This is a genomic window from Sphingobium sp., assembly GCA_035196065.1.
GTDB classification, from domain to species: domain Bacteria; phylum Pseudomonadota; class Alphaproteobacteria; order Sphingomonadales; family Sphingomonadaceae; genus Sphingorhabdus_B; species Sphingorhabdus_B rara.
Genome location: CP136575.1, coordinates 308,120 through 331,138 on the forward strand (window position 1 = coordinate 308,120; position 23,019 = coordinate 331,138).

A 23,019-nucleotide genomic window follows, 5' to 3' on the forward strand; every position below is an offset into this window, starting at 1 on the left:
CCCGAATCCTGAAGACTTGGGAAGGCGCGCCGATAGGCGAAAAGCCACCGGAACGCAAGCTGCACGTCACACCCGGCATTCGCCGGGGTGAAGGTTATTTCATCAATTCGACTTCTTCGAAATCGAGTTCGACGGGCGTTGCACGGCCAAAGATCGAGACCGAAACCTTGACGCGGTTCTTGTCGAAATCCAGTTCCTCGACCACGCCGTTGAAGCTGGCGAACGGGCCGCTCATCACCTTTACCTGATCGCCGATTTCGTAATCGACTGCGACGCGCTTCTTCGGCGCGGCGGCCAGCTCGTCCTTGGTGTTCAGGATGCGGGCGGCTTCGGCTTCGGTAATCGGCTGCGGCTTGTTGTTCGCGCCGAGGAATCCGGTCACCTTGGGGGTGTTTTTGACGAGGTGATAGACATCGTCGTTCATGTTCAGCTTTGCCAGAACATAGCCGGGGAAGAATTTGCGCTCGGCCTTTACCTTTTTGCCGCGGCGCACTTCGGTGACCTGTTCGGTCGGCACTTCAACCGATTCGACAAGCGCGGCGAGGCCCTTGCGCTCTGCCTCTGCGACAATCTGGTCGCGGACCTTGTTTTCGAAACCCGAATAAGCGTGGATGATGTACCAGCGTGCCATGTCGTTTTAGTCTTTCGGCCTGATTGAGGGCGGGGTGCGCTTATTGCGCGAAGCTCAAAAGCCCCTTTACCACCATGTTGAAAAAGGCATCGACGCCCAGGAAGAAGATGGCAAGAATGATCGTCATGATCAAAACCATGATCGCGGTCTGCGTGGTTTCCTGACGGGTCGGCCATACGACCTTGCCGATCTCGGCACGCACCTGACGAATGAATTCACCCGGGCTATTCTTTGCCATGTCCAGTTCCTGTAATCGCGCCCACCGGATAGCCGCCATCGCTCTCGGTATCAGGCCGGGAGCGATATAGGTTCCGATTTCGGAAAGACCAGCCCTTTAGCGGGGTTTATACAGAGTCGCAAGCCGCTTCAGATCGGGCTTAGCTGATTGGTTTTGCAGGGCGCAGATTGCCCAGCCGCTGATTGACCATCCCCTCGTTCCGCAACAGCAGCGCGACGATTCCCATCAATCCCCATCCGATTGGCGGCAGTGTCAGGAACAGCCAGCGGATCACGTCGTCGCTCGCCTCTGGGCGGGCCGCGTCGAAACCGTAAAGCCCGAGCAGCGCATAAGTGATGCCCACTGCGATGGCATTGCCGAATTTCTGCAACAAGTTGGTCAGCGCATAAAGGAATGCGGTGCGATCCCGACCGCAGCGGGCGCGATCATGCGGCGCGATGTCGGCAATCATGCCATGGATGAAAATCAGCCCCATAAAACCCGACCCGAGCCCCATTGAAAAAAGCAGCGCGGCCAAAAATACGCCGGGCGGCAAAGCCCAAGCGATAAGCAGCAGCGTAATTAGCCACAGGCAATTGCACGCCATGGCAACAGGCTTGCCCAGCCTCCGGGCAATCTGGATCCACGCCGGTGTGGCAATCGCCCCGCCGATGAAAGTTCCGAACAACAGCAGCGCGCCCTGCGCATCGAGCCGCAAATAGCCGTCGGCAAAGAAGATGAAGGTCGCCGTAAGGCTGCCGAAGGAAAAAGCCCCCAATATCTGGGCGAGCCAGACCAGCAGCAGCGGGCGCATTTTAAGGCTTACCTTGATCTCCGCGCGCCAGCCGATCCCGGGTTCCGGCACAATCGCGCGCGGCGGCAGGCGGTGTATCGCCCATAAAGCAAGCGGCAGCGCAAACAGCAGCAGCCCGACATAGGCCAGGATACGCCCTTGCAGGTCGAGCCCGGGGATCAGCGCCTGCGCCAATGCCGGGGAGGCAAAGGCGAGGATCAGCACCAGCTTTGCCCCAAATTCCCGATTGCCGAAAATGCGCGCACTATCATCCGCATTACGCGCCAGTGCCGCGCCCCAGGCGCAATGGGCGACATCGTAAAGGCTGAAGCAGGAATAGAAGAGCAGCAGCAGGGGCAGCAACATCCAGAAAGGCATGCTGTCCCCCATAGTCACCAGGATCGCCAGCAGCAGCGCCAGCGGGACCGATGCCCGCAACATCCAATCGCGATAGGGCGATGCGCCTTTGGACTTGCGGTCAATCAGCGTGCCGATCAACGGATCGACAAGGCCATCCCACAAGGTGCTGAGCGAAAAGAGCAGCCCGACCAGCGCCACCGGAATGGTGCCGCCTGATGCAATGAAGGGCGGCAGATAAACCGAAAAGGGAAGCCCTAATATCGCAACCGGCCCAATCGCGGCGGCATAGGTCGCAACGGTGCGGCGGCCAAGCGGCTGTTCAGCCACGACCGCAGCCTTGAAGCCAGCCATTGAGAATGACGATTGGAAATGCCTTGCCGGTCAACCGGCTGCCTTTGTCGATACTGTAACCTTCGGCATCTGTGTCCGCCGGATTACGCCATATTTCAAGACAGGATTTCCCAAAGGAAATGGCAGGGGTGACAGGATTCGAACCCGTGGCCCTCGGTTTTGGAGACCGATGCTCTACCAGCTGAGCTACACCCCTGCAGATTCGCATCTGCGAAGACCCGCGCCCTTAGCGGGTGAATGAGAAAGGGGCAAGCGCTTCAATCAGAAACTCATCTCGTCATAGATGCGCGACAGGTCTCCGCCCCATTCGCCATGATATTTTTCGAGCAGAAGTTCGGCCGGCGTCTTGCCGCTGGCGACAACTTCGCGCAGCGGATCAAGGAAGCCGCTTTCATTGTCGCCGCTGCTGTTCTGCCGGTCACGCGCGGTGAGGCCGGCTGAAGCGATCTCCACAATCCGCCCCGCTATATCGCGCAGCTTGCCACCGCCGCCAATAGGCGCATCAAGGCCAAGTTTGGGCACAGAGGCACGCAGCAGTTCGCGCTCCTCCATCGTCCAGTGCTTGACCTCATCCCATGCGGCATCAAGCGCCGATTGATCATAGAGAAGCCCCACCCAGAAGGCGGGCAAGGCACAAATGCGGTTCCACGGTCCGCCATCTGCACCGCGCATTTCAAGGAAGCTTTTCATCCGCACTTCGGGGAAGGCAGTCGACATATGATCTTCCCAGTCAGACACGGTCGGCTTTTCACCGGGCAGCACCGAAAGTTCGCCTTTCAGGAAATCGCGGAAACTATGGCCGGCTGCATCGATATATTTGCCGTCGCGATAGACAAAATACATCGGCACATCGAGCATATAGTCGGCATAACGTTCATAGCCGAAGCCGTCTTCGAACACGAAGGGAAGCATGCCGGTGCGCGCCGGATCAGTATCAGACCAGATATGGCTGCGGTAAGAAAGAAACCCGTTGGGCTTGCCTTCAAGGAATGGTGAATTGGCAAACAACGCCGTCGCCAGCGGTTGCAGCGCAAGGCTGGTGCGGAATTTGTGCGCCATGTCGGCCTCGCTCGAATAATCGAGATTGACCTGGATCGTGCAGGTGCGCAGCATCATGTCGAGGCCCATGCTGCCAACGCGCGGCATGTGGCGCAGCATGATATCATAGCGCCCCTTGGGCATGATCGGCAGTTCGGCGCGGGTCTTGTCGGGCCAGAGGCCGAGGCCCAGAAAGGCGGTGCCAGTTTTTTCGCCGATCGCCTTCACCTGCTTCAGATGGCGCCCGGTTTCGGCACAGGTCTGGTGCAGATTTTCAAGTGGCGCGCCCGACAGTTCAAGCTGCCCAGCAGGCTCAAGGCTGACAGTGCCGTCATCGCCGCCCATGGCAATGACATTGTCGCCTTCGTAAATCGGTTCCCAGCCAAATTCGGTGAGCGCCATCAATAGATCACGAATGCCACCAGGTTCGTCATAGGACGGCGCATGGTGATCCTTGCGGCAATAGACGAATTTTTCATGCTCGGTGCCGATCCGCCAGCGATCCTCGGGCTTTTCACCCTTCGCCATTGCCGCGATCAATTGGTCGCGGCTGTCAATGACAGGATCGTTGCGATTCGAAACTGTTTTCGTGCTCATGCCGCGCCTTTACGGGCCACACCCCCGCTTTGCCAGCATTTTTGCTACGGGAATGGCTCTGTGGATCAGTTGATCATCGTGCGGAAACGCAAGGTAAAGGATGAATTGGCCGCCATCGTTCCGGTCGGGCTAAAGCGCAGCGCATCGACAAGGGGGTCAAGCCCGCTCGTCGGGGCATAGGCATAGGTTGACCCGCCATTGTTGCTATAGGTCACATTGCCGGCCGCCATGGACAGCCCGCTGGTACCGGGCGTGAAGACAAAGGTCTGCACCCCCGCAGCAACAGGATCGATGTCGCCATGGAAATAGGTAACATCAGGCGGCAAGATATCCCCAATCACCGCCGAATTCAGGTCAAGCGTGCTGCCGCCACTATTGGTTACGGTGATGGTATAATCGACAAAAGCCCCCGGCACGCTGAATTTTTCAACCCCGGTGGTGGCCACGGTGGCCGACGTCTTGCTGACGGTCAAATTCGGCATCGGACAGAAACGGATCCACTGGATACCATAAGCCTGCTGCCCGACAGCGGTGCCGCCCGGCGACTGGTTGCTGTTGCCATAGCTGATCACCACCGTGCGCACCGGCTGGGCAAAGGTCGCGGTCATGGTACCGGTAGTAGCATTATTCCCTGATGCCGCATTACCGATGCCTTCTGCTGCCGCGACGACAAGCGGAGTCGTGACGGCACCCAGTTGCACCGACGAACTGGCATTGGACGTCGCACCGCCCACATTGTTGGTTCCAAAGGGCGTTGTGATCGTCGGATTATAGACATTCGCCCCGTTGATGCCGCGAATGTTGATCCAGTCGCGAAACTGGTTGGAGGTAAAGTCGACGTCATTCACCTGCATGGTGAACTCTCGAATATCGACGGGAAAGGTAAAGGTCGCCCGCATCACCGAAACATTGCTGGTGATGTTCGTAGTGCGGGCCGTCAGCACGCCGCCGATCACCAGATTGTTTGCCGTTGCTGGTATGCCATCATTCACCAGCGGATCGATCCGCGGCATGGACAGGCCGGCGACCATATTCGAACTCAGACCGTTGGTGAAAAAGCTCAGCGTGAAAGGTTGCGTGCCACCAAGGCCGTTGGTAGCCGTCCAGTTATAGGTCGTTGTGTAGCTGAGCGCTGCCGCCGGCTGTGCTGCAAAGCTATATTGGAACTGGTTGGTCGCCGAACAGGCAACCTGTGCATGGGCAGGAAATGCAAAGCCGAACAGAAACAGCGCAGCCCAGCCGCGCGCACTTCGCAGCATGTGCAACGCAAGGCGCAGCGCTGGCAGGCGGGAAATCCCGTGCTCTGATGTCTGGTCCATGGACGGCAGGATAACCGAAGTGCGATGACAATTGGTTAACCGCCATCGCCGCTTAATTGTAAAAACTGCGTATTGCAGCGCTCAACCGGCAGGGCGCAGTGCCGCCATCCAGACCGAAACCGCCGCAACTGCAGCGGTATCGGCGCGCAGGATGTTGGGACCGAGCGAAACCGGAACCGCTGCCGGATGCGCCCGGATCGCCGCATTTTCGGCATCGGTAAAGCCGCCTTCGGGACCGATCAGGATCGCTGCCTTGCCATGCCCGCCCGATTGCAAAAGCGGCAGAATATCGTCGCCGCCCCGTTCATCGCAGAATAGCAGGCTGCGGTCTGCCGGCCATGCCCGCAACAAAGCATCCAATTTCGCAAGGTCGCCAATTTCAGGCAAGGCCGTACGCTCGCATTGCTCCGCTGCCTCAATCATCTGCGACCGCAGGCGATCTTCCTTGACCTTGTCGACGACGCAGCGCGCGGTGAGCACAGGCTGAAACCGGGCAATGCCCAGTTCGCACGCCTTTTCCGCAATCCAGTCGAGCCGGTCCTTTTTCACCAGTGCCTGGCAAAGCCAGAGATCGGGCGCCGCTTCGCGACCGCGCAATTTCGCCTCGACGGTCATAGCCAGATCGCGCTTTCCGACACCGCTGATGGTGGCCAGATATTCGCCTGTCCGGTCGTCGAACAGCTTGACCGGATCGCCGGCCTTAAGCCGCATCACATTGATCAAATAATGCGCCTGCCCGCCGTCAATGCGCAATTCGCGGCCCTCGGCCAGCGCCTCGTCAACAAACAGACGCGGGGTCGAATGCGGCGGAAAAGCCGGGGTTTGCACCATGATGTTAAAACGCCATTCCTATGTCATCCCGACGTGATCGGGGATCCATGGTCTGAATTGCCGGTTTAAACCAAGCTACCGACCGTCGCCCCCGCTTTCGCGGGGATGACAAAAGGCTGTTGTTGTGTCGAGCAAGAATTTCGCCTTAAAGGATGGCCGTGACCGTCACAACCACCCCTCCCGATACGGAAATTCAAGGCCTTGTCCGCCTGCTTCCGGCAAGCCTGCGGCCCTTTGCGCTTTTGGCCCGGTTCGACCGGCCGATTGGCTGGTGGCTGCTTTTCTGGCCCTGTATTTTCGGGCTGACCTTGGCGGGCGGCGCGTTCAGCCACTGGCATTTGGCGCTCTGGATGCTGATCGGCGCGATCGCGATGCGCGGGGCCGGATGCGTGTATAATGATATTGTCGACCGTGATCTTGACGCCAAAGTCGCCCGTACGGCCAGCCGTCCGCTGGCCAGCAGGGTGGTCAGCCTGAAAGCCGCGTGGGCATGGCTGTTGCTGCTCTGTGGCATCGGCTTGCTGGTGCTCGTGCAATTGCGGATCGAGGCAATCTTTGTTGCCCTTTGCAGCCTCGCATTGGTCGCCGCATACCCTTTTATGAAGCGCATCACCTGGTGGCCGCAGCTTTGGCTGGGGCTGGTGTTCAGTTGGGGCGCGCTGGTCGGCTGGGTCGCAGTCACGGGGCGCGCCGATAGCGCGATGCTCTGGCTTTATGCCGGCACGATCTTCTGGGTCGTCGGCTATGATACAATTTATGCGATGCAAGACCGCGAAGATGATGCGCTGGTCGGCATCCGTTCCAGCGCGCTGCGCATGGGGGCACAGATCAGAGGCGGGGTTGCCCTTTGCTATCTGCTCGCAATTACCGGCTGGGGCATGGCAATCTGGGAGGTGCGTCCGCAAGGTCAGGCATTGATTGCATTGCTGCCCGCATTTTTACACCTTGCGCTGCAGGTGGTTACCCTCAAAAAGGATGGCAGCAATGCCCTCGCGCATTTCCGCGCGAACAAGGTCACCGGGCTGCTGGTCGCGCTCGCCTGCCTCGTTGTCGGCGTTACAAGTTAAGGGAGAGAATTTATGGGACATCGCCGGCTGGGCAAAAGCGCGATCGTCGTTTCCGACATCTGCATGGGCACAATGACCTTCGGGTCGCAGGCAGACGAGGCGACCGCGCACCGCGTGCTCGACATGAGCCTTGATGCAGGGATCAATTTTTTCGACACCGCCGAAGGCTACCCCGTGCCCCCCGATGTCAAATGGGTAGGCCGCACCGAAGATATTGTCGGCCGTTGGCTGAAGGGCAAGAATCGCGACTCGATCATCCTTGCGACCAAAGTTTCAGGGCCGAGCCATGTCTGGTTCAAATCGCCGAAGCGTGGCGGGATGACCGCGCTTGACCGGCACAATATCATTGTCGCCGTAGAAGAAAGCCTGCGCCGCCTGCAAACCGACTATATCGACCTCTACCAGACGCATTGGCCCGACCATGGCACCGCTTATGAAGAAACGATGGAGGTGCTCGACGAGCTGGTCCGTGCCGGCAAGGTGCGTATTCTTGGCTGTTCGAACGAGACAAGTTGGGGGCTGATGAAATCGATCGCGGCGTCCGAACGGCTTGGCGCAGCCCGTTACCAGACGATCCAGAATAACTTCTCGATCAACAACCGCCGTTTTGAGGATGAACTGGCGCAGGTATGCCGCGAGGAAGGCGTCAGCCTGATCCCCTATTCGCCGCTCGCAGGCGGGGTGCTTTCGGGCAAATATCAGGATGGCGCACGCCCCGATGGTGCCCGCTTCACCCGCTATATGGATATGGCCGATGCACGGCAGGCGGCGATGGCCAAACGCTTTGCCGGGCCGCGTGCGCTCGAATCCACCGCGCGTATTCTCGACATCGCAAAACAGGCCGGAATGTCGCCGGTAACGCTGGCGACCGCTTGGTCAAAACAGCATGATTTCGTCGCCTCAACAATCGTCGGCGTCAGCAGCGTGGAACAATGCGCAGAAATCTTCGCCGCGACCGACCTTGTTCTGCCCGACGATGTGATGAAGGCGATCCACAAGGTGACGCGGGAAATACTCTACCCGATGGGGTGAGGCCTATTCCGCCGCGAGGAGCTGTTCCGCGCCGCCCAGATCGACGCTGACCAGGCGCGACACCCCCTGTTCGACCATCGTCACGCCGAACAGGCGGTGCATGCGGCTCATCGTCACCGCATTGTGGGTGACAATCAGATAGCGGGTATCGGTCTCGCGCGTCATCGCGTCGAGCAGGTCGCAGAAGCGCTCGATATTGGCATCGTCCAGCGGGGCATCGACTTCGTCGAGAACGCAGATCGGCGCAGGGTTCGTCAGGAAGAGCGCAAAGATCAACGCCACCGCGGTCAGCGCCTGTTCGCCGCCCGACAGCAAGGTCAGCGATTGCAGCCTTTTCCCCGGCGGCTGCGCAAAGATTTCAAGGCCGGCCTCAAGCGGATCGTCGCTGTCGATCAACGCCAGATGCGCCTGACCGCCATTGAACAGCGTGGAGAAAAGGCGGCGGAAATGCTGGTCAACAGCTTCAAATGCCGTCAGCAAGCGGGAGCGCCCTTCACGATTGAGGCTGCCGATCGATCCGCGCAAGCGGTTAATCGCCTGCGTCAGTTCCTCACTTTCGGCTTGGCCCTTCGCAACCTCAGTCTCCAATTCTGTCAGTTCGTCTGCCGCGATCAAATTGACAGGGCCTATCCGTTCGCGATCCAGCTGCAACCGTTCCAGCCGCGCCGATTCTTCGCCGGCTGCACCTAATGCCTCTTCGTCAAAGCCATGTTTTTCGGGAAGAAGTGGCGGTGGGCATTCAAAACGTTCGCCCGAAATCCCTGCCATCTCGCGGCGACGGGCATCCTGATTTTCTGCCCGGGCTTCGGCACCGGCGCGCTGCTCACGCGCTGTCGATACCGCTTCGGCAGCGGCGGCCAGATCGCCCTCAAGCGATTTGAGTACTGCATCACTCGCCTGTTCGGCCGCCTGCAACGCCGCCAGTTTTGCGCCCAGTTCCGCCTTGTCGCGTTCCAGTTCAACCAGCTGCGCCGCAATCGCTTCCGGCCGGCCTGTAATCGCATCGCGTTCTGCCGCAATCTCCGCGCTGCGCTTGTTCATCTCGGCGATCCGCCGCTCGGCTTCGCCCGCCCGTTCCTGCCAGCTGCGGATTTCTGCCTGCGCGACGGCGCGCCGTTCGCGATCTTGCCCGATTTTCTGGTCGAGCGACGATAGATCGGCCTGGGCGCGAATGAACAATTGGCGCAAGGTTTCGCTCTCGCCAGTCAATGCCGCGACAAGCGACCGTTGCTGCTCCCCGTCGGGTAGATCGGCACGCGATTTTTGCGCCGACTCAAATTCGAGTCGCGCCTGTTCGGCCTCTTGCGCCACGGCTTGGCCGCGCTCGGCAAGCGCCGCAGCCGCCTGTTGGGCGCGGACAAGCGCATCTTCCGCCCGGTCTGCATCGCGCAGCGCCTGGCGCAGCGCCGCCTCGCTGCCCGCCTGTTCTGCGGCCAGCCGACGGGCCTCATCCTGCGCCGCGCCGATCTGCGCGGTCAGGCTTTCAAGCTCTGCCGCCTCGTCCGCAACCTTGGCCTCTGCAATCGGCAGCGCCTCGCCCAGTGCCGCAATCCGGTTTGCACGTTCCAGCTGTTCGGCGGCCGCCGCGCCATCATCCTCGGCGACAAAGCCATCCCAACGACGCAGCTTACCATCGCGGGTCACCAGCCGCTCACCAATAGCGAGAAGGGCACCATCGTCAGTATCAACGACCCGCACCATCGCAAGGCGCAGCGCCAGTTCGGCAGGCGCCTCCACCACATCGGCCAGACGCTCGCCCGACAGCTGCGGCGGGGCTGCGGTAAAGCCCTTCCACCGCCGCCCTACATCGCCGCCTATCGCTGCATTCAGATCATCGCCCAGTGCCGCGGCCAGCGCACGTTCATAGCCGGGCTTAACCTTGATCCGGTCGATCGCACGGCTCGCACCGCTTTTCTGAATGGCGCGTTCCAGCGCATTGCGTTCGCTGATCAGTGCGGCCAATTCGGCCTTGGCACTGGCAAGTGCACTTTGCGCCGCATCGCGCTGTGCAACCAATGTCGCCCTTTGGGCTTCGGCCGCTTCGATGGCGCCAGCCTGTATAGCAATAGCCGACTGTAACCGCTCCGCCTCGGCACGGGCGGCCTCGCGGGCGGAAGCCAGCTCTGCCTCATCGCCCAGCGCTTCACGCTCGGCATTGATCCGGGCGTTTTCCCGCTCCGCACGATCGACCCGCGCCCGGGCGCTGGCAAGTGCGGCCTCGGCCACGCGCAATTCGGCCTCGGCGCGTGCCTGTTCAGCGCCTGCCTTGGCAAGCTTCACCTCAGCCTCGCGGACGGCGCGCTCGCCATCGTCCAGTGCGCGTGAAAGCCGAGGGCGCTGCTCTTCGGTCGCCTTGATCGCCTCGCCAAGGATGACAGCCTCGGCTTGCAAGCGGGCCAGCGCCTCTGCCGCATCATGCGTCAACTTGCCTTCGCGCGCGCCGTCTTCCTCAATGCGCTGCGCCTGTGTCGAAAGATCGGCCTGCCGCTGCGTCAGCCGGTCGCGCTCGCCCGACAGCTGCACCAGCCGGTTGGACAGGTCGCTGGCCGCATCGCGGGCCGCCATGGCTGCGGCGCGATCATCTGCGAGCTTGCGGACTGCCTGCTGCTGGCGTTCGGAAAATTCGCGCTGGCGGGCCGATGCCGCTTCGACGGCCTTGCCAGCCACATCCGCCTCGGCGCGCGCCGCCTCTGCTGCGGCCTTTGCCTCTTGCCAGCGCGCGAAGATGAGGCGCGCCTCTGCTTGCTGGATCTCGCCCGACAGTTTGCGATAACGTTCGGCCTGCCGCGCCTGCCGCTTCAGCGCCTGCCCCCGCGCGTCCATATCCCCCAATATGGTCGCAAGACGGTTGAGGTTGGATTCGGCCGCGCGCAATTTCTGCTCGGCATCCTTGCGGCGGACATGCAGGCCCGAAATCCCTGCTGCCTCTTCGAGCATCATGCGCCGTTCCTGCGGCTTGGCAGCGATGATCGCACCAATCCGGCCCTGGCTGACAAGCGCCGGGCTATGCGCACCAGTTGCCGCATCGGCAAAGATCAGCGCGATATCCTTTGCGCGCACATCGCGGCCATTGGCACGATAGGCACTGCCGGCGCCGCGCTCGATCCGGCGGACAACCTCAAGCTCGCCATCCTCGTCATTGGCGATAACGCCGGGAATATCTTCCTGCGCATCATGTTCCGCGAGCAGGGTGACCTCGGCAAAATCACGCGCGGGGCGTTGCGCGGTGCCGGCGAAGATCACGTCTTCCATGCCGCCGCCGCGCATCGATTTGGGCGAATTTTCGCCCATCACCCAGCGCAAAGCCTCAAGCAGGTTCGATTTGCCGCAGCCATTGGGGCCGACCACGCCGGTCAGCCCAGCCTCGATATGCAGCTCCGTCGGCTCGACAAAGCTTTTAAAACCTGTGAGTTTGAGCCTCTTGATCCGCATTCCGTCCCCCGACGCGGCCAGCCATATGGCCTAGCGTGCGCCCGCTTCCTGCAGCTTGCCCTTCACCTGTGCCCAAGCGGTGACATCAAGCTTCACGCCATTGAGATAGAAGGTCGGGGTGCCCTGCACCGAATATTTCGTGCCATATTCGGCAGTCTGGTCCGCCAGTTTCTGCATGGCGGGCGTGTCCGAAAGGCAGGCGCGCGACTGATCCCGCGATACACCGCGCTGGGCGAAAAATTCGACGATCCCTGACGCATCGGCAATTGCAAAGAAACGGTCGCCATTTTTCAGGCCTGCCAGTTGGGCCTCAAGCGCCTTGTTCGCGCTCATTTTCTCGGCGTTCTGGAACAAGGTTTCCTGGAAAGCCATAAACTGTTCGGTCAGCGGCAACATCGCTTCATTGGCACCGCATTGGGTGATGCGCGCCGCCATCAGGTCAAGTTCGTCACGCACGAAATTGCGGAATTCGTAAGACACCTTGCCATTGTTGATGAAATTGTCGTGAAAGTCGCTGCCCGAATCCTTCGAAAACTGCGCACAGACGTGGCAGGTGAGCGAGGCGAATTCCATCAGCTTGACCGGCGCGTCTGGGTTGCCGATCAGATAGCCGCCCTCGGCCGTCTTGCTAACAACATCGATCCACTGCTTGCCCGCCGGCGGCGCGACTGCCGCCACGGCTTCTCCCTTCGGGGCTTCACCGGTGGTGCCGCCGCCGCAAGATGCAAGCGCAAGTGCGGCGAAAGAAGCGGTCAGGATTTTCAAACTGCGCATGAGATGGATCCTTTAATTCTTGATAAGCTGTCTGAGAGTGGAAAATTCATGGCCGTCAATCTTCTTGCCATTGACGAACAAGGTTGGCGTGGCGTTGATCTTCAGAACATCAATCGCCTCATCTGTCATCGCTATAATCGCATTGAAAGACGGGCGGTTGGAAAGACAGGCCTTTGCCTGAACCGGGGTAATACCCCTTTGGGCCATGATCTTGTCGAGGCCCAGTTCGCCATAGGCGGCCTGCATGAAGGCGATGGTGTTCTGTGCATCAAGCAGGGCAATGGTCGGCTTGGAAAGCTTGCGCCCGTCTGCCCATTGCGCCTGCGTTGCCATCAGCAATTTGTGATTGCCGAAAAAGCGGCCCTTGCCCCCGCAACGCGCCAGCATGGCTGCCGTCAGGTCCAGCGGGTCGCGCACCAGATTGCGTATCTCGAAACTGGAATTGCCAGTCGCAACCAGTTGCGCCTTTACCAGTGGCGCATCCTTTTCCTCAAATTCTGCGCAATGGCCGCAGGTATAGCTTGCATATTCGACAATCTTGTTCGCTGCCGCCGGGTTGCCGACAATATGCCCGCCCTTTGAAGACAGTGAAAATGTGAGTTGCCAGTTGGGCTTGGCCTGCGCAGCGATCTGCGCCGCCCCTGCAAGGGTAGCGATGGCACCTGCGAGCAAAAGGATCTTGCGGGAAAGAAAGGAGGGTTTGCGGCTCATATCTGCCTCTGAATTAGACCGCTGCATCTGCATTCACTCATCACTTTTGGCAAGGCTTTTCGCCAGATTCTGCAGCACGGCTTGCAATTCGGGGTCGGCAATTTCACGCAAGGAATCCCCCAGTTCCGCCGCCGGAGCGCGCAGCACCGGCGCGGCAGTAACGCGCGGCTTGGCATCATCCTTTTGCACCAACCCCTGACGCATCTTTACCTTTACCACCGCCTCATATCCGAAAAAGCGGTTCACCCGTTCGATGATTTCGGGAATGACATGCTGCAACATCGGCGCATGGCCGCTTTCGACCACCAGTTCCAAGGTGCCACCGGCCTTTTGGCCGACAGGAAAACGGATCATCTCGGGCGCTGAAACCGATGCATAGCGCGGCCCCACAATTTCGTCCCAACGGCTGACGATCGAGCTTTGCACAAAACCGAAGCGGCGAAAGGCCGCCCGGCCGATATCGGGAACCAAGTCCGATATGCTGCGCGCCTCCCCGCCGCGCGGCCGCTCGAACGGCGCCGGCTTCGCTTTCGCCTTTTTGGGAGGCGCGGATGGCTTGCCTTCCTGCATCAGGAGCCTATCGCATTTTGCATGGTCGCCGTCCAACCCTCGCAACAATATTCTGGGGATATCGCCGCCGCGCTGCTCGCGCATTATGACGTGCACGCCCGGACTTTGCCCTGGCGCGCCATGCCGGGTGCACCCGCCCCCGATCCCTACAGGGTCTGGCTTTCCGAAGTGATGCTGCAACAGACGACAGTCGCGGCCGTTATCCCCTATTTCCAGGCCTTCACATCACGCTGGCCGGGTTTTGCCGCCTTGGCGTCAGCCGAAGATGCCGACGTCATGGCGGCCTGGGCTGGGCTGGGCTATTACAGCCGTGCGCGCAACCTGCTGAAATGCGCACGAACGGTTGCTGCAGATCATGGCGGGCAATTACCGCCATCTGCCGCTGCGCTGGCCCTGCTACCCGGCATCGGCCCCTATACCGCCGCCGCGATCGCCGCGATCGCATTTGGCGAGCGGGCCATTGTCGTTGACGCCAATGTCGAGCGGGTAGCGTCACGGCTGTTCGCGATCACAACACCCCTGCCTGCTGCAAAGCCTGCCATACGCGATGCAGTCGATGGGATTACCCCTGCCGACCGGCCGGGCGATTTCGCGCAGGCGATGATGGATTTGGGCGCGGGCATCTGTTCACCGCGCGCGCCGCAATGCCTGATCTGCCCGCTATCGGCACATTGCATGGCGCGCGCGCAGGGCATTGCAGAGGAACTGCCACGCAAGGCCCCGAAAAAGGCCAAGCCCGAACGGCGTGGGACGGCTTATTGGATTGAGCGACAGGGTATCGAAGGTCGCGAAATATGGCTGGTGCGAAGGCCACCCCACGGCATGCTGGGCGGGATGCGCGCGCTGCCTGATGATCGGTGGAGTGCGCGCGCCGATGGCGACTCGCAGCCGCCTTTTACCGCACGTTGGTCATTAGCGCCCGGCAGCGTCGTCCATGTCTTTACCCATTTCCGGCTGACCCTATCCATTGCCGTTACGGCATCGCCTGTTGCACCCGACATAGTGGACGACGGCGAATGGTGGCCTGTAAATTCATTGGACAGCGCCGGTTTGCCCACCTTATTCAGCAAGGCAAGCAGCCTTGCCGCAAGAGCAACGCAGACGATTATTGAGGAGTGATCATGCCGCAGACCCCGAACGATCTATTGATTCCCAGCCGCCGTGCCTTCCTGTCGATGGCCGGAATGGGCGCGGCTGCCGCTATGCTGCCAACGCCGGCATGGAGCTTTGCCGCGCAGCAATTTCCGACCTTGCGCAGCCAGATCGATGCCTATGTCGCCAGCAAGAAGGCCGCAGGGGTTGTCGCAGCCATTGGTCGCGGCTTGGCCGCACCCGAGGTCATCAAGGCAGGAACCCTCGCCATTGGTGATACGACACCGGTTGATCTGGACACGCTGTTCCGTGTCTATTCGATGACAAAGCCCGTCACCGGCATGGCCGCGATGCTGCTGATCGGTGAGGGCAAGATGGCTCTGGATCAGCCGATTTCGGATTTCCTGCCGGAATATAAGGAAATGCGCGTTCTTATCGATCCTGCCAAAAGTCTGGATTCGGTACCGGCCAAAACACAGATCACAGTGCGCCATCTGCTGACGCATACCGCGGGCCTTGGCTATTCGATCATCACCAAGGGTCCGCTGCTCAAGGCCTATATGGCCAACGGCATCACACCGGGCCAGGTCAGCCGGATACCGATCCCCGGTTTCGAACCCGGCGCGCCGACGCCCGACCTCAAAACCTTTGCCGAGCGGCTGGCCACATTGCCGCTGATCGCAGAGCCGGGAACGAAATGGAGCTATTCGATCAGCCTCGATCTGCTTGGCCGGGTGATCGAAGTGGCCAGCGGAATGGAATTTGACGCCTTCCTGAAGGCCCGCCTGTTCGATCCGCTGAAGATGACCAGCAGCTATTTCCAGGTACCGCAAAGCGAGGTGAAGCGGTTGACCACCAATTATGCGGTGTTCGGCGGCGCGCTAATCCCGATCGATCCGGCCGCGTCCAGCATCTATCTCGACAAGCCCGCCTTTGCCTTTGGCGGTGCAGGCCTTGTCTGCTCTACCCGCGATTATGACCGCTTCCTCGCCATGCTTCTTGGCGGCGGCGAACTGGACGGCGTGCGCGTGATTGCGCCCGAAGCGGTCGCGCTGGGCATGACCGATCTTCTGCCTGCAGGCGTCAGCACCGATGGCACCTTTGCCGCCGGTGCAGGCTTTGGCGCGGGCGGCCGTGTCGGCAAGGGCGAGACCGAGGGTGTGTTCGGTTGGGGCGGAGCAGCGGGCACGATTGCCTTTGTCGATAACCGCCGCAAGGTGCGCGCAACCGGCATGGTGCAATATATGCCGAGCAACGCCTATGGCTTCCACGAAGATTTCGGCAAATGGGTCGTTGCGGATCTGCAGGGCTAAGGACGGCAAATGAACCCAGGCTTCACAGGCTCACCCCTCGACCGCGCCGACCGGCTGCGCAACGATCTGGAAGGCTATAACGCCGCGCTGAATGATTGGCGCGCGCGGGTGCTCGGGCTCGACGGGCTTGATCCGGTGGTGGCAAGCGAGGGCGGCCTGAAATGGCATTCGATCGCCGAGGTCGATGTCTCGGTCGAACTGATCCTTCTGGGCCTTGCCGATGGCAAGCCGCATTTCGTGCCTTTGGTCGAAGGGGCGGGCGGCCCAGGCACAGGCGGGCCGCGTTCGCCTGCGGTCTGGCGCGCGCTGTCGATATTGCCGGCAGAGGACGCGGCGATCTATGGCACCGCGCGCAGCCTGATCGACTGGCACAACAGCCACCGTTATTGCGGCCGTTGCGGCGGAACGACCAAGGTGTTTCGTGCCGGCTGGGGGCGGCAATGCACGGCGTGCGAGGCGCAGCATTTCCCCCGCACCGACCCTGTGGTGATCATGATCGCCGAACATGAAGGCAAGGCATTGCTCGGGCGGCAGGCGGCCTGGCCACAAGGCAATTATTCGGCGCTGGCAGGCTTTCTGGAACCGGGCGAAAGCATCGAGGAAGCGGTTCGGCGCGAGATATTGGAAGAAGCGGGCGTTGCCTGCGGTGCCGTGCGCTATGTCACCAGCCAGCCTTGGCCGTTCGGCGGATCGCAACTGATGATGGCCTGCACCGCAGACGCGCTTGGCACCGATCTGGTCATCGACCATACCGAATTGGAAGACGCGCTCTGGGCGAGCAAGGAAGAGGTTCGCGCGGCGCTGAATGGCGATGATGGCCGCCGTTTCAACGCACCGCCGCCCTTTGCCATCGCCCATACGCTGATGCGCCACTGGGCCGAGGATTGAGATGAGCACCCAACCGCTCCGCATCGACATTGTCTCGGACGTTGTCTGCCCATGGTGCATCATCGGCTACAAGCAGGTTGAAAGGGCGCTGACCCTGTTGCCCGAACCGGTCGAGGCCGAGTTTCACTGGCATCCGTTCGAACTCAACCCCGACATGCCGGCAGAGGGGGAGGATGCCGCAGCCCATATTGCGCGCAAATATGGCCGCAGCCCCGAAGAGGGCAAAGCGGTACGCGACCGGATCCGCACCACCGCCGCCGAGCTTGGTTTCAGCTTTGGTGAAAATGGCGCGCGGCGGCTCTGCAATACATTTGACGCGCATAAATTGCTGACGCGGGCGGGCACCGAAAAGGGGTGGCATGCGCAGACGCAGCTCAAACTCGCCCTGTTTTCCGCTTATTTCCAGCAGGGCAAGGATGTCAGCGACCGGGCAGTGCTGCTCGACATTGCCGAGGCGACCGGGCTTGACCGCGCAGAGTGCGCGCAATGGCTGGACGATGACGCGCTGGCAAAGGAAGTGCGCGGCGAGCAAAGCTATTGGATCGGCGAAAATGTCAGCGGCGTGCCCGCCATCATCTTTGACGGCAAATATATGGTCCCCGGCGCGCAGAGCGCAGAAACCTTTGCGCAGGTGATCGGCAAGGTGCTGGCAAAACGGGAAGCCGCCTAAGCCGCAACCTGCACGCCATATTTGCGCATCTTCTCAATCAAGGTAGTGCGCTTCAGCGTCAACAGCCGCGCCGCATCAGAAACAATGCCATCGGCCAGTTCGAGCGCCATGGTGATGCGATCACATTCGATCGCCTCTATTTCCTGACGCAGGTCGATCGGCCGGTCTTTACTGGGTGCAGGCGACGCAGGAACAAGGGACAAGGGACAAGGGCTGCACGGCAGGGCGCGCATCTGCCAGATCAAGAAAGCTGCGCTGGGAAAATTGCGATTCCGCCTCGAACAAGCACTGTAACCCTCAGTCAGCGCCGATAACGGCATGTTAACCATCTGCAGGCATAGTCGAATCTGACTGCAACAGGTGCGCTCCTAGAACGGGACCGGGTTATGGATAATTTACGCGGATTTGGACCATCAGGCGAAAATCAGCATGATGGCGGGCTATATGATGCGCCTGCCTATGCCAGCTTCGAGGAGCAGGAAGATGCTGCGATCGAGGCCCCGCCGGTCGTTTCTGGCGACGAGCGACGGATGCAGGTGCGCGCCTATAATTTCTGGACGGCCCAGCTGGGCGAAGGCAATTACCCCAATATAGAAGAACTCGACCCCGGGAGTGTCGACGATTTCCGGGACTTTTCGGTCCTTCTCGATTTCACATCGGGCATCGAAAACCCGTCAATCCAGTTTCTAGGCGCGGCACTGCGCCGCGAATGCGGACTGGCCGACGATATTGGCTATCTCGATCAGGTACCGTCCCGTTCGCTGCTATCCCGGATCACAGACCATTATCTGCAGATCATCGCCAATCGCGCACCCATCGGGTTCGAGGCCGAATTCGTCAACGATCGCGGCGTCAACATCATGTATCGCGGTATCTTGCTGCCTTATTCGTCCGACGATGACACGATCGATTTCATCTATGGCGTGATCAATTGGAAAGAGGGCGCGCCCGCAGAAATCGTCAAACCGCTGCAAGCAGAGGTTGAAGCAGCGCTTGCCGCCATGCCGGTGCGCACGACCAATGTGCCGATATGGGCAGATGGCCCCGCTGCTTCGGATTTCGAGGCGGAAGATCAGGCCGGCGAACTTATGCTCAATTCCCATTTTGCGGCCGCCGTAATCGCGACCGATGAAAAAGAGCCGGACGAGGATTCGGGCCTTGCCGATTGGCTACAAATAGCCCGCAAAAGTGCAGTAGTCGCGCGCGAACAAGATCTGCGCAGCCGGGATACACTGTATCGCGCCATCGGCCGGGCCTATGATTTCTCGCTCGCCGTCGAACGCTTCCCCGAGGAATATGCCGCTTTGCTGGCCGACAACCACATAAGCGTGCAGGAACGCGCGCCGATGACACCGATTGTGAAGCTGATATTCGGCAGCGGCTATGACAAGACCCGCTTGACCGAATTTGCCGCGGCGCTCGATTATGCTCATCGCAACATTGTACCCTGCGGCGGCCTTGCCGATCTGCTCACCCTGCATGACGGCGGCCTCAAGGGCATTGTCCAAGCCGAGCGACGTGCCCGCAAGGTCGCTAGGGGAGAGCATGTGGCCCCCGCCACGCTTGACCCACGCCCGCGCCTGCGCGCTGCACGCGCCCGCAGCCTCTCCGAATTCGCACATGGCAATGACGAATTCGTCGTTCTGGTTGCCCGCCGCGATGGCGATGGCGAAGTTGTGATTGTTGGCGCGGTTGAGGATAGCGGGCTGACCGACAAGGTGCTCGCCAAGACTGTCGTCTAAAGCGACAAACCCCCATCGACCACCAGCGTGTGGCCGGTGACATAACTTGCAAGTGGGGATGCCAGAAACAGCGCGGCCCCGGCCATGTCTTCGGGCGTTCCCATGCGCGCTTGCGGAATGTTGGCCAGCGCGGCCGCGCGCCGTTCAGGATGGTCGGTCGTCACCTTGGTCAATTTGGTTTCAACCAATCCAGGCGCCAGGCCATTGACCCGTATGCCGTCACGCGCCCAGGCCTGACCCAATGTTTTTGTGAGGCTGATCGCGCCCGCCTTTGACGCGGCATAGGCCGGGTTGCCGACATTCGCTTTCAAGCCGGAAATCGAACTGACGATGATCAGGCTGCCACGCGATGCCGCAAGTTGCGCATAAAATTTGCGCGCACAGTGCATCAGACTGTCCAGATTAACCGCCATCACCTTGTCCCATCCAGGACGTTCAAACTCGCCGCGACGATAAACAACCGTCCCCTGACACAGCACAAGCACATCCAATTCGCCAAACGGCAGCGCCGCCTGTTCGATCGCGTCAGGTTCACCCACATCAACGCAGCTATAGCCCAGGCCCGAAAGATCCGATCCCTCCGCAGCATCATAATCCGATGCCGAGGGACGAGTTCCCCAGACATGTACGTTGCCGCCACGCGCGCGAAATCCATGCGCGATACCGTTACCGATACCGCTGGATCCGCCCACCACCAGAATATGCTTGCCCGAAAAATCGGTATCACCTTGCATGCTGCTCCCTCCCTCTTGCGGGCGCATCATGCCGGATCGGCGAGCACCTCCAGCAACTGGTCGCGCAACCATCCGGCCTCGTCAATGCCTGCAAAGCTGTGTGACGCCGAATCGATCCGGCGCAACACGACATTGCGGCGATAACGCACATCAGCAAAAGCATGGCCGAACCATGCCTCGGCAAAGGTGCAGGCGGTCATATCCTTGCTGGCTAGCAAGATCTTTACAGGCACATCGCTGGCGCACAGGCTGTCGGCAATCCGCCCGGCCAATGCGGTTTGGTTGGCCGGTTGCACCGCCCGACGCAATCCGCGCCATAGTTTGGCAAGATTTATCCGCCCTGCGAACAGATCGATCAGGCTGCGCGGATCCCTTAATCGCGCCATATAACGCACGCGGATCGCGGTTGCAGGCGGAACGCTCGCGCCATCAGAGGAATCATTTTCGATTACCCAAGGGTTTGCCAGCACCAGTAGATCAATTTCCCGACCATGGTGGTGCAGCGCCAATAGGCTGGCAGCGTCGCAATTGCCAAAGGCGACAACGCGCTTCAGATGCGGTTGCTGGATACGGAAGGCCAACAGCGCTGCTGCAAGGTCGGCAGCACCCCTTTCAAAGCCGCCATTTTCGCCTTCGCTCTCACCTATTCCGCGGCGATCATAACGAAAAACGGGATAGCCAGCTTTGGCGATCGCGTCTGAAAGACGTGCCTGCCCTGCATGCGCTCCACTGCGGATTTCATTGCCGCCGCTCACGATCAAAAGACCGGTGTTACGCTCACCTGCATCAAGCGTTGCGGCACACCAATGGCCTTCGCAGTCAAAGCCGCTCAGCCGCCGCATCGGGCGCTCCAGCCTTCAAGATCGTCAGCTATTGCAACTGACATCGCAGTATCATCCTGCGGTTCGACGCGCAGCCATAGCGGTGAACCGGCAATATCCGACCCGAGAGTTCGCACCATGCAATCCGGCAGGCTAACTGCTTCGGCATCGCCCAATTGGGTGACCATCTCCGAACCCAGCCAATTACCCGCCAGTTCAATCGGCGCTGTCTGTGCCGCCGCCATAAGATCTGCCTCGCTGATGGTCTTGCCTGCTTCGCGGTCTCCTGCGATCCGTGTGCGGATCATCGTCTTGAGCAGACCTCCGCCTTTGACCGGCGCAAGCCGCCAGTGCGGCAAATCTGGAATACCATCATCCACCAACGCCCCACCGCGCAATGCGGCGACATGGGTGACACCAAAGGCTGCCGCGGCCGCGGCAACTGCGTTCCGCCAAGTGGAAAGACTTTGCACCTGCAATGGCGCGACACTTTCATTGCAACCGGGCAGGTCGATCAGAATCGTTCCAACGCCCCGTTCCCCAACATGGCGCATCGACTGAACGAGCATGCGGCGAACGCGGTTCATCTCGTCAAAAAGGGGCGGAACAATCAATATGCGCCGTGCTGCAGTCGCAGCGAAGCAGAGGGCATATTCATCCTGCCCATCATGTCGATAAGTAAGATATTCGGGGCGCAGCGTCACGCCCCTACCTTGGCCTTTGCAAAAGCGACAAGGGTTCCGAAACTTTCGAACAGCTCGCCATCAATCTCGTCATCGTCGATCATGATGTCGAGCCGATCCTCCATCTCGGTAAGCAAGGATGCAACCGCCATCGAATCAAGTTCGGGCAGCGCACCGAACAAAGGCGTATCATCGGTCATCGCGGCAACGGTAGAGGGAGCAACGCCGAGCGCATCGATCAAAAGATCGCGGATCGCAGTTTCGGTGACGTCGGGAACGAACGGCATTATTTTCTCTTTCTCAATCTTGCGAGCGATAGGCGCGCCATTTGCGGATGGCAATGTAAGGCCAGTTGGCGGGATGGTTCGGCCAGAATATTTCCAACTGGAAACGGTCGCGCACATGGTCCATCCATTCCGCCTTATAGGCATCATCGCCGGTTCCAAAATCGACAAGGTCGACCCGGTCGATATCAAGCACATGCTGAAAAAGTGCAGCTGACAACAATGTGCCGGGCGACGCCTGCATGTGCCGTTCATCATGCGCCAGCTTGTGGATCATCGCGGTACCGTTCTCGACCGTCCAGAATTGCGCCGCCACCGGCTGCCCATCAATATAGGCAAGACCCAGTCGCAACGTGCCCGCCGCAGCCTCGCGCTCTGCAAGCTGGCGCAAAAATTCCGGACTGCCCTCGCTTGGTTTCCAACTGCGGGCGTAAACACGCTCATAATCACGCCAGCTTTCGCTGCCATATTCGTGCTCGATACGGATTGTTACAGTGCCGGCCTTACCCTTGCGCTTGACCGTGTTTTTCAGTCGCGAAGGGCGGCCTTCCCAATAGGTGTCAAAGCTGCGCCCGGCCACCTGCAAGACATGATTTCGGTCACATTCTGAGCGAAAGACAATCCATCCCTCTGCCTCGAACGCAGACTGCAACCTAGTTGCACTATGGTCCTCGTCAGGCAGAGGCCCCAAGGTTAGGCGGCGGCACCGTTGCTGCAATGACCGCGCGCTGCTGCGAAGCAATGCCAGCTTCGCCACTTCGTCGTCGGCACCTGCAAACAAGGGCCGCCAGCTGAAATTATACCAGTTTGCAAGCGATGCCAGATAACCATAGCCCAATTCCATCAGTGGCAGCCATGCTTGTGCATCGTCATAACGCGCTTGAAGCAGATGCGGCTTGCGCTGGCGCAAGGCGATGCGATGCAGACTTTCCAGCCAATCAAGCCGATCGAAAAGACACGGCTGAACGTCGCGTTCAAGCGCGCCCGACGCCGCGGCTTGTGCGACAGCAAAATTATCGTGATATTCACACTTTACCGGCAAGGATTACCCCCGAAACCTGTTCAGCCA

Annotated in this window: 23 protein-coding genes and 1 tRNA gene; 7 read left to right on the top strand and 17 right to left on the bottom strand. The window is 60.3% G+C overall.

The window, feature by feature from the left end; all coding sequences use genetic code 11:
• Positions 1 to 94: 94 nt before the first annotated feature.
• From nusG to RSE16_01540, 7 genes are all read right to left on the bottom strand, one after another.
• The gene (gene nusG / locus RSE16_01510) at positions 95 to 631 is read right to left on the bottom strand and encodes a transcription termination/antitermination protein NusG (GenBank protein WRH76177.1); all 537 of its coding nucleotides are present in this window, start codon (positions 629 to 631) and stop codon (positions 95 to 97) included.
• A 40-nt stretch (positions 632 to 671) separates the two neighbouring features.
• Positions 672 to 869, bottom strand: coding sequence for a preprotein translocase subunit SecE (secE, locus tag RSE16_01515; GenBank protein WRH76178.1), 198 nt, complete (start codon positions 867 to 869; stop codon positions 672 to 674).
• A 139-nt stretch (positions 870 to 1,008) separates the two neighbouring features.
• Positions 1,009 to 2,328, bottom strand: coding sequence for an MFS transporter (locus RSE16_01520; GenBank protein ID WRH76179.1), 1,320 nt, complete (start codon positions 2,326 to 2,328; stop codon positions 1,009 to 1,011).
• Between the two features lie 144 nt (positions 2,329 to 2,472).
• A tRNA-Trp gene (locus tag RSE16_01525) sits at positions 2,473 to 2,548 on the bottom strand.
• Positions 2,549 to 2,613: 65 nt separating this feature from the next.
• Positions 2,614 to 3,987 carry a glutamate--cysteine ligase gene (locus tag RSE16_01530; protein WRH76180.1) on the bottom strand — a complete coding sequence of 458 codons (1,374 nt, stop codon included), beginning with the start codon at positions 3,985 to 3,987 and terminating at the stop codon, positions 2,614 to 2,616.
• A 65-nt stretch (positions 3,988 to 4,052) separates the two neighbouring features.
• Positions 4,053 to 5,306: a hypothetical protein gene (locus RSE16_01535; protein ID WRH76181.1), complete on the bottom strand. Its 1,254-nt coding sequence runs from the start codon at positions 5,304 to 5,306 to the stop codon at positions 4,053 to 4,055.
• Between the two features lie 81 nt (positions 5,307 to 5,387).
• Entirely contained in the window at positions 5,388 to 6,137 is a 750-nt protein-coding gene (locus RSE16_01540) for a 16S rRNA (uracil(1498)-N(3))-methyltransferase (GenBank protein WRH76182.1), read from the bottom strand.
• Between the two features lie 158 nt (positions 6,138 to 6,295).
• Here RSE16_01540 and ubiA point away from each other — a divergent pair, with 158 nt between their 5' ends.
• Both ubiA and RSE16_01550 read left to right on the top strand, forming a co-directional pair.
• The gene (gene ubiA / locus RSE16_01545; GenBank protein WRH76183.1) at positions 6,296 to 7,204 is read left to right on the top strand and encodes a 4-hydroxybenzoate octaprenyltransferase; all 909 of its coding nucleotides are present in this window, start codon (positions 6,296 to 6,298) and stop codon (positions 7,202 to 7,204) included.
• Between the two features lie 12 nt (positions 7,205 to 7,216).
• Positions 7,217 to 8,236: an aldo/keto reductase gene (locus RSE16_01550; GenBank protein ID WRH76184.1), complete on the top strand. Its 1,020-nt coding sequence runs from the start codon at positions 7,217 to 7,219 to the stop codon at positions 8,234 to 8,236.
• 3 nt (positions 8,237 to 8,239) lie between these two features.
• On the opposite strand, the gene smc is transcribed toward RSE16_01550, so the two are convergent.
• From smc to RSE16_01570, 4 genes are read right to left on the bottom strand one after another with little or no spacing between them, the layout of a single operon-like run.
• A complete protein-coding gene (smc, locus tag RSE16_01555) occupies positions 8,240 to 11,668 on the bottom strand; it encodes a chromosome segregation protein SMC (GenBank protein WRH76185.1) in 3,429 nt (1,142 codons plus the stop codon).
• Positions 11,669 to 11,698: 30 nt separating this feature from the next.
• Positions 11,699 to 12,442 (bottom strand): thioredoxin domain-containing protein, encoded by a 744-nt coding sequence (locus RSE16_01560; GenBank protein WRH76186.1) that lies wholly within the window; start codon positions 12,440 to 12,442, stop codon positions 11,699 to 11,701.
• 12 nt (positions 12,443 to 12,454) lie between these two features.
• Positions 12,455 to 13,153 (bottom strand): thioredoxin domain-containing protein, encoded by a 699-nt coding sequence (locus tag RSE16_01565; GenBank protein ID WRH76187.1) that lies wholly within the window; start codon positions 13,151 to 13,153, stop codon positions 12,455 to 12,457.
• A 33-nt stretch (positions 13,154 to 13,186) separates the two neighbouring features.
• The gene (locus tag RSE16_01570; GenBank protein WRH76188.1) at positions 13,187 to 13,723 is read right to left on the bottom strand and encodes a DciA family protein; all 537 of its coding nucleotides are present in this window, start codon (positions 13,721 to 13,723) and stop codon (positions 13,187 to 13,189) included.
• A 21-nt stretch (positions 13,724 to 13,744) separates the two neighbouring features.
• On the opposite strand from RSE16_01570, the gene RSE16_01575 reads away from it, so the two are divergent.
• Genes RSE16_01575 through RSE16_01590 form a run of 4 tightly spaced genes read left to right on the top strand, consistent with a single transcriptional unit; the run spans position 13,745 to position 17,686 of the window.
• Positions 13,745 to 14,842 carry an A/G-specific adenine glycosylase gene (locus tag RSE16_01575; GenBank protein WRH76189.1) on the top strand — a complete coding sequence of 366 codons (1,098 nt, stop codon included), beginning with the start codon at positions 13,745 to 13,747 and terminating at the stop codon, positions 14,840 to 14,842.
• A 2-nt stretch (positions 14,843 to 14,844) separates the two neighbouring features.
• Positions 14,845 to 16,128, top strand: coding sequence for a serine hydrolase domain-containing protein (locus RSE16_01580; GenBank protein ID WRH76190.1), 1,284 nt, complete (start codon positions 14,845 to 14,847; stop codon positions 16,126 to 16,128).
• A 9-nt stretch (positions 16,129 to 16,137) separates the two neighbouring features.
• Complete coding sequence (gene nudC / locus RSE16_01585) at positions 16,138 to 17,016, top strand: NAD(+) diphosphatase (protein ID WRH76191.1); 879 nt, start codon at positions 16,138 to 16,140, stop codon at positions 17,014 to 17,016.
• A 1-nt stretch (position 17,017) separates the two neighbouring features.
• Complete coding sequence (locus RSE16_01590) at positions 17,018 to 17,686, top strand: DsbA family oxidoreductase (protein ID WRH76192.1); 669 nt, start codon at positions 17,018 to 17,020, stop codon at positions 17,684 to 17,686.
• Here the strand turns inward: RSE16_01590 and RSE16_01595 are convergent.
• Positions 17,683 to 17,889 carry a helix-turn-helix domain-containing protein gene (locus RSE16_01595; protein WRH76193.1) on the bottom strand — a complete coding sequence of 69 codons (207 nt, stop codon included), beginning with the start codon at positions 17,887 to 17,889 and terminating at the stop codon, positions 17,683 to 17,685. The two genes, RSE16_01590 and RSE16_01595, sit on opposite strands and share 4 nt — an antisense overlap.
• 183 nt (positions 17,890 to 18,072) lie before the next feature.
• Here RSE16_01595 and RSE16_01600 point away from each other — a divergent pair, with 183 nt between their 5' ends.
• A complete protein-coding gene (locus RSE16_01600; GenBank protein ID WRH76194.1) occupies positions 18,073 to 19,428 on the top strand; it encodes a hypothetical protein in 1,356 nt (451 codons plus the stop codon).
• On the opposite strand, the gene RSE16_01605 is transcribed toward RSE16_01600, so the two are convergent.
• Genes RSE16_01605 through RSE16_01625 form a run of 5 tightly spaced genes read right to left on the bottom strand, consistent with a single transcriptional unit; the run spans position 19,425 to position 22,992 of the window.
• A complete protein-coding gene (locus RSE16_01605) occupies positions 19,425 to 20,162 on the bottom strand; it encodes an SDR family oxidoreductase (protein ID WRH76195.1) in 738 nt (245 codons plus the stop codon). The two genes, RSE16_01600 and RSE16_01605, sit on opposite strands and share 4 nt — an antisense overlap.
• A 26-nt stretch (positions 20,163 to 20,188) precedes the next feature.
• Positions 20,189 to 21,004 carry a hydrolase 1, exosortase A system-associated gene (locus RSE16_01610; GenBank protein WRH76196.1) on the bottom strand — a complete coding sequence of 272 codons (816 nt, stop codon included), beginning with the start codon at positions 21,002 to 21,004 and terminating at the stop codon, positions 20,189 to 20,191.
• On the bottom strand, positions 20,992 to 21,687 hold the full coding sequence (locus RSE16_01615; GenBank protein ID WRH76197.1) for a hypothetical protein: 696 nt from the start codon (positions 21,685 to 21,687) through the stop codon (positions 20,992 to 20,994). Before RSE16_01615 ends, RSE16_01610 begins: the two co-directional genes overlap by 13 nt.
• A complete protein-coding gene (locus RSE16_01620; protein WRH76198.1) occupies positions 21,684 to 21,953 on the bottom strand; it encodes a phosphopantetheine-binding protein in 270 nt (89 codons plus the stop codon). Before RSE16_01620 ends, RSE16_01615 begins: the two co-directional genes overlap by 4 nt.
• Before the next feature lie 13 nt (positions 21,954 to 21,966).
• Positions 21,967 to 22,992, bottom strand: coding sequence for a GNAT family N-acetyltransferase (locus RSE16_01625; protein WRH76199.1), 1,026 nt, complete (start codon positions 22,990 to 22,992; stop codon positions 21,967 to 21,969).
• Positions 22,993 to 23,019 lie beyond the last annotated feature (27 nt).